The sequence below is a fragment of the Pseudomonas imperatae genome (assembly GCF_057128625.1).
Genome location: NZ_JBSKHP010000012.1, coordinates 57,269 through 72,086, shown reverse-complemented (window position 1 = coordinate 72,086; position 14,818 = coordinate 57,269). Strand labels below are relative to the sequence as shown.

The 14,818-nt window shown below is 66.1% G+C and carries 16 protein-coding genes; 9 read left to right on the top strand and 7 right to left on the bottom strand.

The window, feature by feature from the left end:
- Positions 1 to 380 precede the first annotated feature (380 nt).
- A complete protein-coding gene (glsB, locus tag ACWKWX_RS16705) occupies positions 381 to 1,289 on the top strand; it encodes a glutaminase B (RefSeq protein WP_483828347.1) in 909 nt (302 codons plus the stop codon).
- A gap of 67 nt (positions 1,290 to 1,356) precedes the next feature.
- Here glsB and gloA read toward each other — a convergent pair whose 3' ends face one another.
- The gene (gene gloA, locus ACWKWX_RS16700) at positions 1,357 to 1,884 is read right to left on the bottom strand and encodes a lactoylglutathione lyase (RefSeq protein WP_473006358.1); all 528 of its coding nucleotides are present in this window, start codon (positions 1,882 to 1,884) and stop codon (positions 1,357 to 1,359) included.
- A 172-nt stretch (positions 1,885 to 2,056) separates the two neighbouring features.
- Here gloA and ACWKWX_RS16695 point away from each other — a divergent pair, with 172 nt between their 5' ends.
- A complete protein-coding gene (locus tag ACWKWX_RS16695; protein ID WP_416423851.1) occupies positions 2,057 to 2,617 on the top strand; it encodes a twin-arginine translocation signal domain-containing protein in 561 nt (186 codons plus the stop codon).
- Between the two features lie 12 nt (positions 2,618 to 2,629).
- Positions 2,630 to 4,198 carry a GMC family oxidoreductase gene (locus ACWKWX_RS16690; RefSeq protein WP_483828346.1) on the top strand — a complete coding sequence of 523 codons (1,569 nt, stop codon included), beginning with the start codon at positions 2,630 to 2,632 and terminating at the stop codon, positions 4,196 to 4,198.
- Between the two features lie 7 nt (positions 4,199 to 4,205).
- Here ACWKWX_RS16690 and ACWKWX_RS16685 read toward each other — a convergent pair whose 3' ends face one another.
- Both ACWKWX_RS16685 and ACWKWX_RS16680 read right to left on the bottom strand, forming a co-directional pair.
- Positions 4,206 to 4,826, bottom strand: a complete 621-nt coding sequence (locus ACWKWX_RS16685; protein ID WP_483828345.1) for a UbiX family flavin prenyltransferase — start codon at positions 4,824 to 4,826, stop codon at positions 4,206 to 4,208.
- A complete protein-coding gene (locus ACWKWX_RS16680) occupies positions 4,823 to 6,313 on the bottom strand; it encodes a UbiD family decarboxylase (protein WP_483828344.1) in 1,491 nt (496 codons plus the stop codon). Before ACWKWX_RS16680 ends, ACWKWX_RS16685 begins: the two co-directional genes overlap by 4 nt.
- A 116-nt stretch (positions 6,314 to 6,429) precedes the next feature.
- Here ACWKWX_RS16680 and ACWKWX_RS16675 point away from each other — a divergent pair, with 116 nt between their 5' ends.
- Positions 6,430 to 7,311, top strand: coding sequence for a LysR substrate-binding domain-containing protein (locus ACWKWX_RS16675; protein WP_416423847.1), 882 nt, complete (start codon positions 6,430 to 6,432; stop codon positions 7,309 to 7,311).
- Positions 7,312 to 7,351: 40 nt separating this feature from the next.
- On the opposite strand, the gene ACWKWX_RS16670 is transcribed toward ACWKWX_RS16675, so the two are convergent.
- Positions 7,352 to 7,813, bottom strand: a complete 462-nt coding sequence (locus tag ACWKWX_RS16670) for an Lrp/AsnC family transcriptional regulator (RefSeq protein ID WP_416423846.1) — start codon at positions 7,811 to 7,813, stop codon at positions 7,352 to 7,354.
- Between the two features lie 164 nt (positions 7,814 to 7,977).
- Between ACWKWX_RS16670 and ACWKWX_RS16665 the strand changes: the two genes are divergently transcribed.
- From ACWKWX_RS16665 to ACWKWX_RS16655, 3 genes are all read left to right on the top strand, one after another.
- A complete protein-coding gene (locus tag ACWKWX_RS16665; protein ID WP_416423845.1) occupies positions 7,978 to 8,223 on the top strand; it encodes a hypothetical protein in 246 nt (81 codons plus the stop codon).
- A gap of 130 nt (positions 8,224 to 8,353) precedes the next feature.
- Positions 8,354 to 9,082 carry a phosphatidylcholine synthase gene (gene pcsA, locus ACWKWX_RS16660; protein ID WP_476301558.1) on the top strand — a complete coding sequence of 243 codons (729 nt, stop codon included), beginning with the start codon at positions 8,354 to 8,356 and terminating at the stop codon, positions 9,080 to 9,082.
- A gap of 79 nt (positions 9,083 to 9,161) precedes the next feature.
- On the top strand, positions 9,162 to 9,527 hold the full coding sequence (locus tag ACWKWX_RS16655) for a hypothetical protein (protein WP_475503701.1): 366 nt from the start codon (positions 9,162 to 9,164) through the stop codon (positions 9,525 to 9,527).
- A gap of 262 nt (positions 9,528 to 9,789) precedes the next feature.
- On the opposite strand, the gene ACWKWX_RS16650 is transcribed toward ACWKWX_RS16655, so the two are convergent.
- The 3 genes from ACWKWX_RS16650 to salA form a co-directional block, all read right to left on the bottom strand.
- The gene (locus ACWKWX_RS16650) at positions 9,790 to 10,569 is read right to left on the bottom strand and encodes a MetQ/NlpA family ABC transporter substrate-binding protein (protein ID WP_483828343.1); all 780 of its coding nucleotides are present in this window, start codon (positions 10,567 to 10,569) and stop codon (positions 9,790 to 9,792) included.
- Positions 10,566 to 11,741 carry an N-methyl-L-tryptophan oxidase gene (gene solA, locus ACWKWX_RS16645; RefSeq protein ID WP_483828342.1) on the bottom strand — a complete coding sequence of 392 codons (1,176 nt, stop codon included), beginning with the start codon at positions 11,739 to 11,741 and terminating at the stop codon, positions 10,566 to 10,568. Before solA ends, ACWKWX_RS16650 begins: the two co-directional genes overlap by 4 nt.
- 105 nt (positions 11,742 to 11,846) lie before the next feature.
- Positions 11,847 to 13,100 (bottom strand): salicylate 1-monooxygenase, encoded by a 1,254-nt coding sequence (salA, locus tag ACWKWX_RS16640; RefSeq protein ID WP_483828341.1) that lies wholly within the window; start codon positions 13,098 to 13,100, stop codon positions 11,847 to 11,849.
- A gap of 114 nt (positions 13,101 to 13,214) precedes the next feature.
- Here salA and ACWKWX_RS16635 point away from each other — a divergent pair, with 114 nt between their 5' ends.
- Together ACWKWX_RS16635 and ACWKWX_RS16630 are read left to right on the top strand one after the other, a co-directional pair.
- Positions 13,215 to 14,114, top strand: a complete 900-nt coding sequence (locus tag ACWKWX_RS16635; protein WP_483828340.1) for a LysR family transcriptional regulator — start codon at positions 13,215 to 13,217, stop codon at positions 14,112 to 14,114.
- Positions 14,115 to 14,156: 42 nt separating this feature from the next.
- Positions 14,157 to 14,708 (top strand): cysteine hydrolase family protein, encoded by a 552-nt coding sequence (locus ACWKWX_RS16630; RefSeq protein WP_416423838.1) that lies wholly within the window; start codon positions 14,157 to 14,159, stop codon positions 14,706 to 14,708.
- Positions 14,709 to 14,818 lie beyond the last annotated feature (110 nt).

The following is a 14,818-nucleotide window of genomic DNA, read 5'->3' as shown; positions in this document are numbered from 1 at the left end:
GAAACTGTGGCGGATACCAGACAGGGGAATGCCCTGTTCCGGATATTTCCGTGGCGCTGGTCGTTGGACGTGGAGCATCGGTACTGTAATCAGGGCCGTGAGATGTCATCAATTCCCCCTTGTCATGTTCCAGGCGCCGGGCATGCGGCGCGGTTGAACCCGAACTCTAGGGATTGCAAAACAAGAAAGATGTAGGACACATCCGATCATCCCCGCGCATTTTCCGAAAACCCGAAAGCCCCGTAGCAGCTGCCGCCAGGCTGCGTCCAAGGCCCCACGATCTAAAGCGCCAGTGACGCGGCCTCGCGGCCGCTGCTACGGTGTGATGCCGCGCCGGGCTACGGCGTCTAGTCACCGGCATTCCAACAACAAGGCCCCCCATGCAAACGCTCCTCAACCAGATCCTCGACGAAGTCCGCCCCCTGATCGGCCAGGGCAAGGTCGCCGATTACATTCCCGCACTGGCCTTGGTGCCGGCGAATCAATTGGGCATTGCCGTGTATGGCAACGACGGCAGCCTGCACAGCGCCGGCGATGCGTACACGCCGTTTTCGGTGCAGAGTATTTCCAAGGTGTTCAGCCTGGTGCAGGCCATCGGGCATTCCGGGGAGGCGATCTGGGAGCGGCTGGGGCATGAGCCGTCGGGGCAGCCGTTCAATTCGCTGGTGCAGTTGGAGTTCGAGCGTGGGCGGCCGCGCAATCCGTTCATCAATGCCGGGGCGTTGGTGATCTGCGACATCAACCAGTCGCGCTTTGCCGCACCGGCGCTGTCGATGCGTGATTTCGTCCGGCGGTTGTCCGGCAACCCCCATGTGCTGGTGGGCGGCAAGGTGGCGGAGTCGGAGTACCAGCATCGCTCGCGCAACGCGGCCATGGCGTACCTGATGCAGTCGTTCGGCAATTTCCACAACGAGGTGGAGGCGGTGCTGCGCAGCTACTTCAGCCACTGCGCGCTGCAGATGAACTGCGTGGACCTGGCCAAGGCCTTCTGTTTCCTCGCCAACGAGGGCTTCTGCAAGCACAGCGGCGAGCAGATCCTGACGCCGCGGCAAAGCAAACAGGTGAACTCGATCATGGCCACCAGCGGCCTGTACGACGAGGCCGGCAACTTCGCCTACCGCGTGGGGCTGCCGGGCAAGAGCGGCGTGGGTGGCGGGATCATCGCCGTGGTGCCGGGGCAGTTCACCGTGTGCGTGTGGTCGCCGGAGCTGAACGCGGCGGGCAACTCGCTGGCGGGGATGAAGGCGCTGGAGCTGTTGAGCGAACGGATCAACTGGTCGGTGTTTTAGCCCGACGCAGCCTTTGGCCGCTGCTACAAACCCCTGTAGCAGCGGCCAAAGGCCGCGTCCAGCCCCGTCACTGCCCCAAGTCAGCCAACAAATCCGCCTGCACAATCTCGATCCAGTACTCGTCCGGGTCGCTGATGAACGCCACGTGCTTCATGCCTTTGTCCAGGCGTTTGACGAACGGCACCTGCAGCCGCTCGAAGCGCGCGCAGGCTGCCTCGATATCCGGCACGCTGAAGCAGATGTGGCCAAACCCGCGCGGGTCCTTGTTGCCGTTGTGGTACTGCGAGTCGTCGCTCTCGGTGCCCCAGTTGTGGGTCAGCTCCAGCACCGACTGGCGGCCGAAGGTATACACCTGGCGGGCGCCGCGCTCGTCCGGCACGTCCTCGCCCGCCGTCATGGCCAGGAACAGCAGCGAAAACCTCGCCTCGGGGAAGTCCACCTGGCGCAGCAGGCGCATGCCCAGCACGCGGGTGTAGAAGTCCAGCGAGCGGCACGGGTCCTTGACCCGGATCATGCTGTGGTTGAACACGTAGGCTTGGGTTTCGGCATCGGGTTCCAGGCACACGCCTGGCTGGTTTTCGCTGATGAAGGACATGGCAGGGGCACTCAAGTGAGGTGGCCCAGTCTAGGACTGCCGCGCCACCGCCGGGTAATAGGCGCCTACTACGGGTCTAAGCTTATTCCAACGTAGTAGGCGCCTATTACCCGCCCCCCGCTGGCGTTACTACTATGGGTTGCGTGACAACAACAATAAGAAGGACTTCGCCATGAGTAACCTGACACTCGATCGTCGCCGGTTTCTTCAGGGCAGCGGCGGCGTGCTATTGGGCACGCTGCTGTTCGCCAGCGGTCCCATTGCCCTGATGGCCCCCAGCCAGAGCTGGGCCCTGCCCATGACCACCCTGGACAGCGACAGCGGCGACAAGCTGCTGCTGATGATCCGCCGCATCTACCCCCACGACACCATGGAAGACGCGGTCTACGCCTTCCCGGTGCAGGCCCTGGACCAGAAGGCCAGCACCGACCCCGGCGTCGCCGACACCCTCAGGCAAGGCATCGCCACCCTCGACCAGAAGGCCGGCGGCGACTGGCGCAAGCTCGACGCGGCGCGCCAGTTCGCCATCCTCCAGGACATCCAGGACACGCCGTTCTTCGCCCTGGTGCGCGGCAACGCGGTCAACAGCCTGTACAGCAACGAACTGGCGTACCTGCACTTCGGCTACGAAGGCGCGTCCTTTCCCAAGGGCGGCTACCTGATGCGCGGGTTCAATGACCTGTCCTGGCTACCCGCCCCACCCGCCTCGGCCAGCCCCGATCCGTTCTCCTGAGGAAGCACGCCCATGACCAACTTCAACCATGACGACGACTCGGTCGTGGTCGTCATCGGCTCGGGTGCCGGCGGCGGCACCCTGGCCAACGAACTGTGCCAGAAAGGCATCAAGGTGGTGCTGCTCGAAGCCGGCGCGCGGCAGAGCCCGGGCACCTTCATCAACGACGAATGGCCATCGTTCTCGCAGCTGGCGTGGGGCGACACGCGCACCACCTCCGGCACCTGGCGGGTGGCCAAGGACTTTCCCAACCTGCCCGCCTGGATCTGCAAGACCGTGGGCGGCACCACCACCCACTGGGCCGGCGCCAGCCTGCGCCTGCAGGAACACGAATTCCACGCGCTGCAGACCTACGGCGCGATCCAGGACGCCAACCTGCTGGACTGGCCGGTGACCCTGGCCGAACTTGAGCCCTACTACGCCCGCGCCGAGGACAAGATGGGCGTGACCCGCACCAACGACATCCCCGGCCTGCCCGGCAACAACAACTTCAAGGTGCTGTACAACGGCGCGCAGAAGATGGGCTACACCGAGTGCTCCACCGGCCACATGGCCATCAACAGCCGCCCACGCGCCAACCGCGCCTCGTGCCAGCAACTGGGCTTCTGCTTCCAGGGCTGCAAGATGGGCGCGAAGTGGTCGACGCTGTACACCGAAATCCCCGCCGCCGAGGCCACCGGCAAGCTCGACCTGCGCCCTTCATCACAAGTGGTACACATCGAACACAACGACCTGGGCCTGGTGAACGCCGTGGTCTACGCCGACGCCACCGGCCAGCTGCAACGGCAGAAGGCGCGACTGGTGGCGGTGGCCGGCAACGCCATCGAGACCCCGCGGCTGCTGCTCAACTCCCACAGCGGCCGGTTTGCCAATGGCCTGGGCAACGGCGCCGGCATGGTCGGCAAGCACTACATGCGCCATACCACCGGCTCGGTGTTCGCCGAATTCAGCGAACCGGTGCACTTCTACCGCGGCACCATCATGGCCGGCATCATCAGCGATGAGGTGAAGTTCAAGCCCGACCGCGGCTTCGTCGGCGGCTACGAGATGGAGACGATCTCCCTGGGCCCGTCGTTCCTCGGCGCCTTCTTCAACCCCGGCGCCTGGGGCCCGGATTTCACCCGGGTCATGGAGCAGTACACGCACCTGGCCGGCCTGTGGATCGTGGGCGAGGACATGCCGCGCGAGAGCAACCGCGTCACCGTCAACGACCAGGTCAAGGACCAGTTCGGCATGCCGGTGGCCAACGTCCACTACGACGACCACCCCAACGACCTGGCCATGCGCGAGCACGCCTACACCCAGGGCCAGGCGCTGTATACGGCGGTGGGCGCGCTGAAGACCCACCGCGTGCCGCCCTACCCCTCCACCCACAACCTGGGCACCTGCCGCATGAGCGCCAAGCCCGAGGACGGCGTGTGCAACGGCTTCGGCCAGAGCCATGAAATCGCCAACCTGTTCATCAGCGACGGCAGCCAGTTCACCACCAGCGCGGCCGAGAACCCGACGCTGACCATCGTCACCCTGGCGATCCGCCAGGCGGACTACATTGCCCAGGCCATGAAGGACCAGCGCGTCTGACCGTCAGTCAGTGGCCCACGGCCGCCGCATACTTGCGCGCGGCCGGTGCCACGTCGATGTTCTCGCCCCAGCGCGGCATGTCCTCCACCTCCAGGCCGAAGCTGTCCAGCGCCCGTGCCACGGTGTGGTCGACGATGTCGGCCAGGCTTGTGGGGTGGGTGTAGAACGCCGGCACCGGCGGGTGGATCACCCCGCCCAGGTCGCTCACGGCCAGCATGTTGCGCAGGTGCCCGGAATGCAGCGGCGCCTCGCGCACCATCAGCACCAGGCGCCGGCGCTCCTTGAGCACCACGTCGGCGGCGCGGGTCAGCAGCGTGGTGGTCACGCCGCTGGCGATTTCGGCCAGGGTGCGCACCGAGCACGGCGCCACCAGCATGCCCAGGGTGCGGAACGAACCGCTGGCGATGCTGGCGCCGACGTCGGCGATGGGGTGCACGTGGTCGGCCAGGGCATACAGCTGCTCGCGGCTGAGGTCGGTCTCGTAGGAGCGGGTCATCTCGGCGGCCTTGGACACCACCAGGTGGCTCTCCACGTCCAGGGCCTTGAGCATCTGCAGGGCACGGATGCCATAGATGATGCCGGTGGCGCCGCTGATACCCACCACGAGGCGTTGGCGTTTAGTGCTCATGCTGGCCTCCGGGGAAACAGTTCTGGGGCGTAGGGGTGCGGGTCGACGTCGACGAACTCGGCGCGGGTGAAATGCTCGCGCAGGTGGAACGGCGCGGTGCAGTCGAAGATGGTCTTGCAGGTGTTGCCGCGCACCAGCAGCGCCGGGTTGTATTCCGGGCCTTGGGAGGGGTCCAGCACGTGGCCGGGCACGCCGGGCAGGAACAGCGTGTCCATGTCGCCCTGGTAGCGGGTCTGCATGGCCCACAGCACATCGTTGGAGTCGAAGGGGTCGACGTCCTCGTCCACCAGGATCACGTTTTTCAACTCGCGGTACACGCCCAGGGCAATGATCGCCGCCTGGCGCTGGCGGCCTTCGTCGCCGGCCTTGCGCTTGGCCACCTGCAAAATCGCCAGGAACTTGCCGCCGCCAGCGGTGTGCGCGTACACATTGACCAGGAAGCCGGGCATGGCCAGGTCCACGGCGTTGCGAATGCTGGCCTCGGTGGGAATGCCGGCCAGGTTGGTGTGTTCTTCGCCCGGGCCCACCAGGGTCTGCAGGATGGCCTCGCGGCGCATGGTCACGGCAGTCACGCGGATGATCGGCAGCGCCGGGTTGGCCGGGCCGTTGTAGCCGGGAAACTCGGGCATGGCGTGGCCGGTGTTGGTGTTGATGTCTTCGCGCATGCGCTCATGGGGCAGGATCTCGCCCTCGATGACAATCTCGGCGCGGGCGATGGACTTCTGGTTCACGGTCACCGCGTCCACCAGTTCCACGCCGGTGCCGCGCAGGCCACCGGCAATCTTCAGCTCGTCGTAGCCCAGTGGCGTGGTCGGTGCCTCGAAGCAGGCGCCGATGGGGATGGCCGGGTCCAGGCCCATGTTGATGGTGATGGGCAGCGGCTTGCCGGCGGCCTCGGCCTTCTGGCGGAAATGGTCGATGTGGCGGTCGGGGGCGAAGAAAATCGTCAGTTTGTCACGGTCCTGCACGCACAGGCGGTGGATGGTGACGTCGGTGTGGCCGTGCTCGGGGTCGCTGCCCAGCACCAGGCCCAGGCAGAAGAACGGCCCGGCGTCCTCCTCGGTGTTGGTGGGGGCCGGCAGCAAGGTGCGGATATCGAAGTCGGGGTCGTCGGCGTGGAAGACCATCTCCTGGCACGGCGCGTCGGCGTGGTCGACCATCACCGGGTCGACGGGGTTGCGCACCGCCTCGCCCATGCGTTCGGCGAGCTTGTCCGGGGCGCTGTCCAGCAGCAGGCCGACGCGTTCGCGGCTGGCCATCAGGCCCACCAGCACGCGGGAATGGGGGTAACCTTCAATGGTGTTGAAGATCATCGCCGGGCCCAGTTGGGTCGGGCGCTTCACCGTGCCGCCCGCGCCGATGCGGCGGTAGACGCCGGCCAGTTGCGCGTGAGGGTTTACCGGGTGGTCGGTTTCCAGCAGCTGGCCGGGGTGGTCTTGCAGGCGGGCGAGCGCGCTGCGCAGGTCGTTGATCGGTGGCTTGGGCATGGGTTCTTCGCCTCTTTGGCTGTACACGTAAGGTGCAACCACAATGAACCCGAATGAATGGATGATCCATCCACTGGAAGGTGTGTTATTGATAAGAAAAAACTTATAATCCAACCATGACGACTTCCCTGCGCCGCCTCGCCTACTTCCTCGACGTGTGTGAAACCCTGCACATCGGCAAATCCGCCGAGCGCCTGGGCATCGCCCAGCCGGCCCTGAGCCAGCAGATCAAGAAGCTCGAAACCGAGCTGGCGGTGCAGCTGTTCCTGCGCCGCAAGCGCGGCATCGAGCTGACCGTGGCCGGTGCCGCCTACCGCCTGGAGGTGCAGCGCCTGCTGGCCATGCACGAGCAGGCCAGCGAGGTGGCGCAGCGCACCGCCCGTGGCGAGCTGGGCTCGATTCACCTGGGGTATGTGGGCTCGGCGATGTTCGAGCCCGAGTTCCCGTCACTGCTCAAGCGCCTGCGCAGCCAGTACCCCGGCGTGCGCCTGGCCCTGCATGAGCAGCGCATCGAGGACCAGCTGGCCGCCCTGCAGCGTGGCGAATTGGACATCGCCGTGGTTCGTGCGCCGGGCGTTGAGCTGGGGCCGCGCCAGCACAAGCGCGTGGGCTCTCGGCGGCCGCTGATCGTCGCCCTGCCCAACGACAACCCGCTGCTGGCGCAGGCCGCGGTGAGCATCACTGACCTGGCGCCCGAGCCGATGATCAGCTTCGACGACCCCTCCAGCCTGGCTATCCTGCAGATCGCCCACACCCTGGCCCAGCGCGCCGGCGTGCAGTTGAACGTGGCCTGGCGGGTGCCGGAAGTGGCGAGCATTCTCGGGCTGGTGGCGGCGGGCATGGGCTATGGCATCGTGCCGGCGTCGATTGCCAGCCTGGCGATGCCCACGGTGAGCTTCCGGCCGCTGACCGATGAAGGCGCCTACGCGGAGCTGTGGTACGTATGGAACGAAGACCGCATCACCCCCGCCATCCAGCGCTTCCTGGACCTCCTGTAGCAGCTGCCGCAGGCAGCGTCCCGGCACCGCCGAAGCGAAATCAAGGCGCATAGCGCAGCGGCAACCGCGTGGAATACTTGATCTGCTCCATGGAAAAACTCGAGCTGATGTCCGACAGCCCCGGTATGCGAATCAACTGCTTGTACACCGCGTCATACCCCGCCACGTCCGGCACCGCCACGCGCAGCAGGTAGTCGGTGTCGCCGGCCATGCGGTACACCTCCACCACCTCTTCGATATCGGCCACGGCGCGGTGGAAGCCTTCGATCCACTCGGCGTTGTGCTGGGTGGTGCGGATCGAGACGAACACCACCACGCCCACGTTCAGCTGCTTGCCATCGAGCAGCGCCACGCGGGCGCGGATGATGCCGGTTTCTTCCATTTTCTGGATGCGCCGCCAGCAGGCGGTGCTACCCAGGCCGATCTGGTCGGCGATGTCGCTGACCGAACGGGTGCAGTCCACCTGGAGGATGTCGAGGATGGCGCGGTCGAGTTTGTCCATCAGAAGGCCTTGAAAGCGGGTTTTGGCGAATTTTATTCGCACGCGGCAGGGAATGACAGGTGAATATTTCACGGCGACCAGCGGTCCCGGGTGTTCAGCTGCCCTTCAGGTTGGCTTGGTATAACGGAACCAAGGCCCTGATACGTCCCCCCGGAGGCACCGCCATGTTTCGAGCCGTCCACCTGCACGTCAGCTTCCCCCGTTTCGGCAAAAACATGTTCCGCCAGCACGTGGTGCTGCGCAGCACGCCCACGCTGATCCACAACCCGCGCTACGCCGCGGTGCTGATGCCCCAGACCAGCCGCCACTTCAGCAGCGAGGTGGTGGGCCTGAATGACCCGTTCCGCTTCCTCAACGCTATTTTGCAGGCCAACCTGCTGGACACGCCGGTACACCACCCGGCGGCCTGAACGCAAAAACCTCGGCGGCACATGCCGCCCATTGCCTATTCTGAGATCACCGCGCTGAACCCTGCCGGCCGCACCCGGTCTGTAGGTGCAGCCAGCATGTCGCTGCCCTTCCCTTTTTCGGAGACGCATTGTGATCTCGACCCTGCACCTGGCCAGGCTCAAAGCCTGGGGCGCCCATGGTTTCACCGCGACTGGCGTGGTCACCGCCTTCCTGGCCACCCTGGCGCTGTTCGAAAACCAGCCCAAGGCCTGCCTGATGTGGCTGGGCGTGGCGCTGATCGTCGACGGCGTCGACGGCTCGCTGGCGCGCCGGGTGAACGTGCAGACGGTGTTGCCGCATTTCGACGGCTCGGTGCTGGACCTGGTGATCGACTACCTCACCTACGTGTTCATCCCGGCGCTGTTCATCTACCGCTACATCCCGCTGCCCGACTACACCGCGCTGGTGGCTACCTCGATCATGCTGGTGTCGTCGCTGTTCTGCTTCTGCAACGTCAACATGAAGAGCAAGGACAACTACTTCCAGGGCTTCCCCGCCGCCTGGAACGTGGTCGCCCTGTGCCTGTACACCCTCAGCCCGTCGCCGTGGTGGACCCTGGCAACCATCGTGCTGCTGGCCCTGCTGACCGTGACCCGGATGAAATTCCTCCACCCGTTCCGGGTGCGCCGCTTCATGCCGGTGAACATCGCCGTCACCGCCATCTGGCTGCTGTGCAGCCTGTCGCTGGTGCACGACCACCCGGCCATCAACCCGCTGGTGCTGACGCTGTGGCTGCTGATGTCGGCGTACTTCCTTGGCGTGTGCCTATGGCGCACGGCGGCGGACTGGTTCGAGCGCAACGAGACGCCTGCACCATGACATTCAAGATTGGATCACAACCATGGCAGCGTAGTATCATCGTGACATCGCCAGCTTGAATCCGGATGTGATTTTCCCAATGCGTTTGCCTCTTCTCCTCGCGCTGTCGGCCAGCGTATTCAGCATTTCCCACGCCAACGCGGCCGACGACCCACGCCTTGTCTGCTCGGCCTACTACGAATTGCTCTCGGTTGATGGCGACCAGCTGGACATCAGCGCCAAGCAGGCTTCCAAGGCGTTCTACGCGCTGTTGAAGCAGGCAGGCGATACCCCCCAGGCGCAGGAAGTGGTGGCACAGCAACTGGTAACACTGCGCAAGGAAATCCCGGGGCAGATGAGCGTCGAAAGCGTCGCAGCGTTCCGGGCCAAGCATGACTCAGGCTGCAGGACACTGCTGAAAGCGGCCTGGTGCGAGGTCTACAAAGACCCAGGCGCCTGCACGTAGCAGCAATTGTCTTGAAACGGTGTCGTCTGCATCGCGACTAAAGTCGGCTCCTACGCCGTACGTGGTAGGAGCCGGCCTTGGCCGCGATGCAGGCGACGCGATCAACGAGGTACACGGGACCCTGTAGCAGCGGCCGAAGGCCGCGTCGCAAGGCGCCGGCCCCTGTAGCAGCGGCCGAAGGCCGCGTCATAAGGCGCCGCGGTGCGCCGGGTACACCACGGTTGCAAGACGCCGCCTGCGGCAGCTGCTACGGGGGGCGGGGTTAGAACGCCGGGACTACGTCGCCGTGGTAGCGCTGCTGGATGAACTGCTTCACCTGCGGCGAGGTCAGCAGCGCGCCCAGTTTCTGCACCGCCGGGTCGCTGGCCTTGTAGCGGCGCACGTACAGGTAGTTGGCGTAGGGCGAATCCGAGCTTTCGATGAACAGCGCATCCTTGTGCGGCTCAAGCCTGGCTTCCAGCGCGTAGTTGGCGTTGATCAGCGCCAGGTCCACCTGGTTCAGCACGCGCGGCAGCATGGCCGCTTCCAGTTCCTGGAACTTCAGGTGCTTGGGGTTGCTGACGATGTCCTGGCGGGTGGCCATGATGTTGCTCGGGTCTTTCAGGGTGATCAGGCCTTGCTTGGCGATCAGCAGCAGGGCACGGCCCGAGTTGGCGGGGTCGTTGGGAATGGCGATGGTGGCGCCGTCCTTCAGCTCGGCAATATTCTTTATTTTCTTCGAGTAAGCCCCGAACGGCTCGATGTGCACCGCCACGATCGGCACCTGGTCGCTGCTGGGACGGTCTTTCTTGTAAGCCTCGTAATACGGCTTGCTCTGGAAATAGTTGGCGTCCAGCAGGCCTTCGTCGGTCTGGCGGTCGGGCTGCACGTAGTCGGCGAACACCTTGACGTCCAGGGTAATGCCTTCCTTGGCCAGCTCCGGTTTGAGGAATTCGAGAATCTGCGCGTGGGGCACCGGCACCACGGCGATTTTCAGGGTTTCGGCATAGGCGGAACCGACGGCGGCTACCAGCAACGCCAGGGACAGGGCGACACGTTTCAAGATGGTTTACCTTCGAAGCGTTTCAGGGAAAAGGACGACAGGTCCAGGTCGGTGGTGCCGCGGGTGCACCACTGGGCGAAGGCTTCGCCCAGCGCGGCGGAGTGTTTGAAGCCATGGCCCGAGCAGGCCGACACCACCAGGGTGTGCTGCAAGGACGGGTGTTCATCGATGATGAAATGGCGGTCGGGCGTGACGGTGTAGGCACACACCGCCGATTTCACCACCCGCGGGCCGACGCCGGCGATGCGGCCCTGCACCTGCTGGGCGTACATGGCCTGCTCCTCGGCAGGCGCCACGCGGCGGTCCAGGGTGTCGGGGTGCGAGGCGGTGTGGTACTGGGCGGTGGCGATCTTCACGGTGCCCTCGCCCGGCAAGGCGGGGAAGCCGTAGTTGACCTTGTCGTCGCCGCGGCCGTGGGTCAGGATGAAGGTCGGCGAGGCGCCCAGCAGCGCCTCATCCGCAAGTTCGAACCAGAACAGCTGCTGGCGGTACACCTCCAGCAGGCCGTCGAATGGCGCCCCCAGCAGGCCACCAGCCCAGTTGCCGGCGCTGATCACCAGCTTGTCGGCCTGCAGGGTGCGCTGGTCGGTGGTCACCGTCACGCCTTGGGCGTCCGAGGTGATCGCAGTCACGGTCTCGCCCTTGTACAGGGTAGCGCCGTGCTGCTCGGCCAGTTTCAGCTGTACATCGATGCAACGTTCGGGGCGCACGAAACCGCCGCCCGGCTCGAAATAACCGATGGCGTCGTCACGCACCTGGGCGAACTGCGGGAAGCGCTGGCGAATTTGCGCGGCGTCGAGCACTTCGTGTTCGATGCCGTAGGTCTGCGCCAGGCCAATGGTGCGCAGGGTGAAGTCGGTCTTGTCGGCCGGGTCGAAATCGGGGCTGGAGGTCAGCACCAGCAGGCCCGACTGTTCAAACAGCGCCTCGCCCGACAGCGCTTCCAGCTCGCGCCAGATGCGATGCGAGTTGCGCACGATGGGCACGTACTGCGCGCCCTCGCCCACCGACAGGCGAGTAATACGCGTGTCGCCATGGCTGGAGCCGAAGGTATGGGGCGGGTGATGGCGGTCGATGCCCGCCACCTTCACGCCCATTTTGGCCAACTGGTAAACGGTGGCAGCGCCCATGGCGCCCAGGCCCAGGACCAATGATTCGAATCGTTCCGTCATCAACTGTCGTCCCTGCAAAAGGCGTGTAGTTGATTGAAAAACGTCAGCAAAAACAAAGATTAAAAAATTATAACCTTATGCCTGTAGCAGCGGCCGCAGGCCGCGTCAGCGCCAGTCGAGAATCCGCTGCGCCGCGCCCAAATCGGCTTCAAGGTCATGCTGCCACAACCAATCGAAACGGCTGGCCAGGGTGGCTGACAGCGCCTGCTCTTGGCGGGCGAACGACAGCGCGCGTCCTTCGTAGAGGTCCCCCGCTTCGCGCGAGGTCTGCTGCACGCGGCTGGCTCGTGGCCGGCGCAGGGCGTCGTAGGCCTGCAGCAGGGTGTCGGGCGCGGTGCCCAGGGCGCGGCGGTCGCCCAGCAGGCGCGCCAGCAGCCAGGCGTCTTCCAGGCCTTGGCCGGCGCCGGCGCCCTGGTGGGGCAGCATGGCGTGGGCGGCGTCGCCGATCAGCGCCACCCGGCCGTGGGCATAGCCGGCCAGCGGCTCGATGTCGTGCAGCGCCCACAGCGACGGCGGCGGCATGCAGCCCAGCAGCACCTGCACCGCCGGGCACCAGCCGGCGAACGCCTGCAGCAGTTCGGCGTGGCTGGCGGCGCGCACCCAGGGCTGGTCCGCCGGCCAGGGCGTGGCGTCGGTGACGAACGCCACCACGTTGATCAAGCGCCCCTGCTTTACCGGGAAGGTGAGGATGTGCGCATCTGCACCCAGGTACATCTGCGGCACGTCGATCAGGTGGGTGTCGACGCCCTGCTCGGCGTAGGCGGCGCGCAGGTGCGCGCTGTCGATCAGCCCGCGGTAGGCACGGGTGCCGCTGAAGCACGGCGCCACCGGCGGCTGGCCCAGGCCTTCAAGCACGTGCTGGCGCAGGCTGGACTTGATGCCGTCCGCCGCGATCAGCAGGTCGCAGCGGTGCTCACTGCCATCGGCGAAGGCAACCGTGGCCTGCCCCGCCGCCTGTTGCACCGCCACCGCACGTTTGCCGAAGCAGGCCACGCCGGGCGGCAGCTGCCGGGCCAGGGCGTCGAGAAAGTCGGCGCGGTGCACCGAGGACTGGCCCACGCCCGGCGCCACGCTGGCCCCCAGGTAGCCGGCGTCGGCGCTACGCCGCCACTCGAACCACACGTCCTGCCAGGGCGCCGGGGTGGCGTCGGCGATCTGCCGGTACGGCCCGCCCAGGCCCAGGCCTTCGATGGCGCGCACGGCGTTGGCGCCGAACGACACGCCAGCGCCGACTTCACCGAAGGCCGCAGCCGCCTCGAACAGCTGCACCTGCAGGTGTTGATGGCGCGCCAGGTCCAGGGCCAGCGCCACCCCGGCGATACCACCGCCGACGATGCCGATACGCAGAGCAGTTTGCATGGGGAATTTCCTGTTGTTGTTGGAGTGCCCCGAGCATGCCCGCCTCACCTCTATTGATAAATGGCGCAAACTGCATAGACACTATCACCACCCTGAATACGCACCGGGACGACCATGGAACTGCGTGACCTGGACCTGAATCTGCTGGTGGTGTTTCACCAATTGCTGCTGGACCGCAGCGTCAGCGCCGCCGCCGACAGCCTGGGGCTGACCCAGCCGGCGCTGAGCAACGCGCTCAAGCGCCTGCGCAGCCGCCTCAACGACGAGCTGTTCGTGCGCACCCGCGAAGGCATGGCGCCGACGCCCTATGCGCTGCACCTGGCCGAGCCGGTGGCTCAGGCCCTGGCCACCCTGCGCGGCGCGCTGAACCACCCGGCCGGCTTCGACCCGGCCAGCAGCCAGCGGCGCTTCGTGGTGGCGATGACCGACATCGGCGAAATCCATTTCCTGCCGCGCCTGCTCGAGACCTTGCTGCAGCGCGCGCCGGGCGTGGGCGTCACCACCCTGCGCGCCCACCCCGGCCTCAACGAACAACTGGCCAATGGCGAGGTGGACCTGGCCGTGGGCCTGCTGCCAGGCCTGCAAGCCGGGTTCTACCAGCGTTGCCTGTTCCACCACCGCTACGTGGGGTTGTGCCGCCAGGGCCACCCGCTGACCCGGGGCCCGGTGACCGCCGAACGCTACTGCGCCCACGGCCACGTGCGCGTGGTGGCCGCCAGCACCGGCCATGAGGCCGTGGAAACGCACCTGAACCGCGCCGGCCTGCGCCGCGACATTCGCCTGCAGATCCCGGACTTCGGCGCCCTGGGCCACATCCTCCAGCACAGCGACCTGGTCGCCACCGTGCCGCAACGCCTGGCCAGCAGCTGCCTGCAACCGTTCGGCCTGGCCACCGTGGCGGTGCCGGTGGCGCTGCCGGACATTGCCATCAACCTGTTCTGGCACGCCAAATATCATCGCGACCCGGCAAACCAGTGGTTGCGCGGGTTGATGGCCGAAGTGTTCACTGATTGAATCGCTGCCGCGCCACTCCATTATCGACGCCAAGGACCTGCCATGCCCGCACCGGACGCCAACACCGCCCTGCTGATCATCGACATGCAACAGGGCATGAACACCCCTGCCCTGGGCCGCCGCAACAACCCCGGGGCCGAGGCGCACATCGCGCAACTGCTGCACGCCTGGCGTACGGCACAGCGGCCAGTGGTGCACGTGCGGCACATCTCGCGCACGCCTGGCTCGGTGTTCTGGCCGGGCCAGGCGGGCTGCGCGTTCCAGCCAGCGCTGGCGCCGCTGGACCACGAGCACGTGGTGGAAAAAAACGTCCCGGACGCGTTCATTGCCACCGGGCTTGAGCGTTGGCTGCATGTGCGCGGCATTCGCCACGTGGTGATCGCTGGCGTGGTAACCAACAACTCGGTGGAAGCCACGGCGCGCACCGGCGGCAACCTGGGCTTCGCGGTGCAGGTGGTGGGCGACGCCTGCTACACCTTCGACCAGGTCGACCTCAACGGCCGCACCTGGCCGGCCGAAGACGTGCATGCCCTGTCGCTGAGCAACCTGGCGATGGACTACGCCACCATCGTCGACACCCACGAGCTGGTATGACACTACGCCCGGACGCAGCCTGCGGCAGCTGCTGCATCCTGTGGGAGCTGGCTTGCCAGCGAGCTGTTGGGGCCATAAAAGCTCGCTGGCAAGCCAGCTCCCACAAGACA

Bases quoted from the DNA above. Each gene is read 5' to 3' on its own strand.
- salA (WP_483828341.1), bottom strand. From the start codon at position 13,100: ATGCAAACTGCTCTGCGTATCGGCATCGTCGGCGGTGGTATCGCCGGG.
- ACWKWX_RS16675 (WP_416423847.1), top strand. From the start codon at position 6,430: ATGACGACTTCCCTGCGCCGCCTCGCCTACTTCCTCGACGTGTGTGAA.
- ACWKWX_RS16680 (WP_483828344.1), bottom strand. From the start codon at position 6,313: ATGCCCAAGCCACCGATCAACGACCTGCGCAGCGCGCTCGCCCGCCTG.
- ACWKWX_RS16690 (WP_483828346.1), top strand. From the start codon at position 2,630: ATGACCAACTTCAACCATGACGACGACTCGGTCGTGGTCGTCATCGGC.
- ACWKWX_RS16630 (WP_416423838.1), top strand. From the start codon at position 14,157: ATGCCCGCACCGGACGCCAACACCGCCCTGCTGATCATCGACATGCAA.
- ACWKWX_RS16685 (WP_483828345.1), bottom strand. From the start codon at position 4,826: ATGAGCACTAAACGCCAACGCCTCGTGGTGGGTATCAGCGGCGCCACC.
- ACWKWX_RS16655 (WP_475503701.1), top strand. From the start codon at position 9,162: ATGCGTTTGCCTCTTCTCCTCGCGCTGTCGGCCAGCGTATTCAGCATT.
- gloA (WP_473006358.1), bottom strand. From the start codon at position 1,884: ATGTCCTTCATCAGCGAAAACCAGCCAGGCGTGTGCCTGGAACCCGAT.
- ACWKWX_RS16670 (WP_416423846.1), bottom strand. From the start codon at position 7,813: ATGGACAAACTCGACCGCGCCATCCTCGACATCCTCCAGGTGGACTGC.
- solA (WP_483828342.1), bottom strand. From the start codon at position 11,741: ATGACGGAACGATTCGAATCATTGGTCCTGGGCCTGGGCGCCATGGGC.
- ACWKWX_RS16695 (WP_416423851.1), top strand. From the start codon at position 2,057: ATGAGTAACCTGACACTCGATCGTCGCCGGTTTCTTCAGGGCAGCGGC.
- ACWKWX_RS16665 (WP_416423845.1), top strand. From the start codon at position 7,978: ATGTTTCGAGCCGTCCACCTGCACGTCAGCTTCCCCCGTTTCGGCAAA.
- glsB (WP_483828347.1), top strand. From the start codon at position 381: ATGCAAACGCTCCTCAACCAGATCCTCGACGAAGTCCGCCCCCTGATC.
- ACWKWX_RS16635 (WP_483828340.1), top strand. From the start codon at position 13,215: ATGGAACTGCGTGACCTGGACCTGAATCTGCTGGTGGTGTTTCACCAA.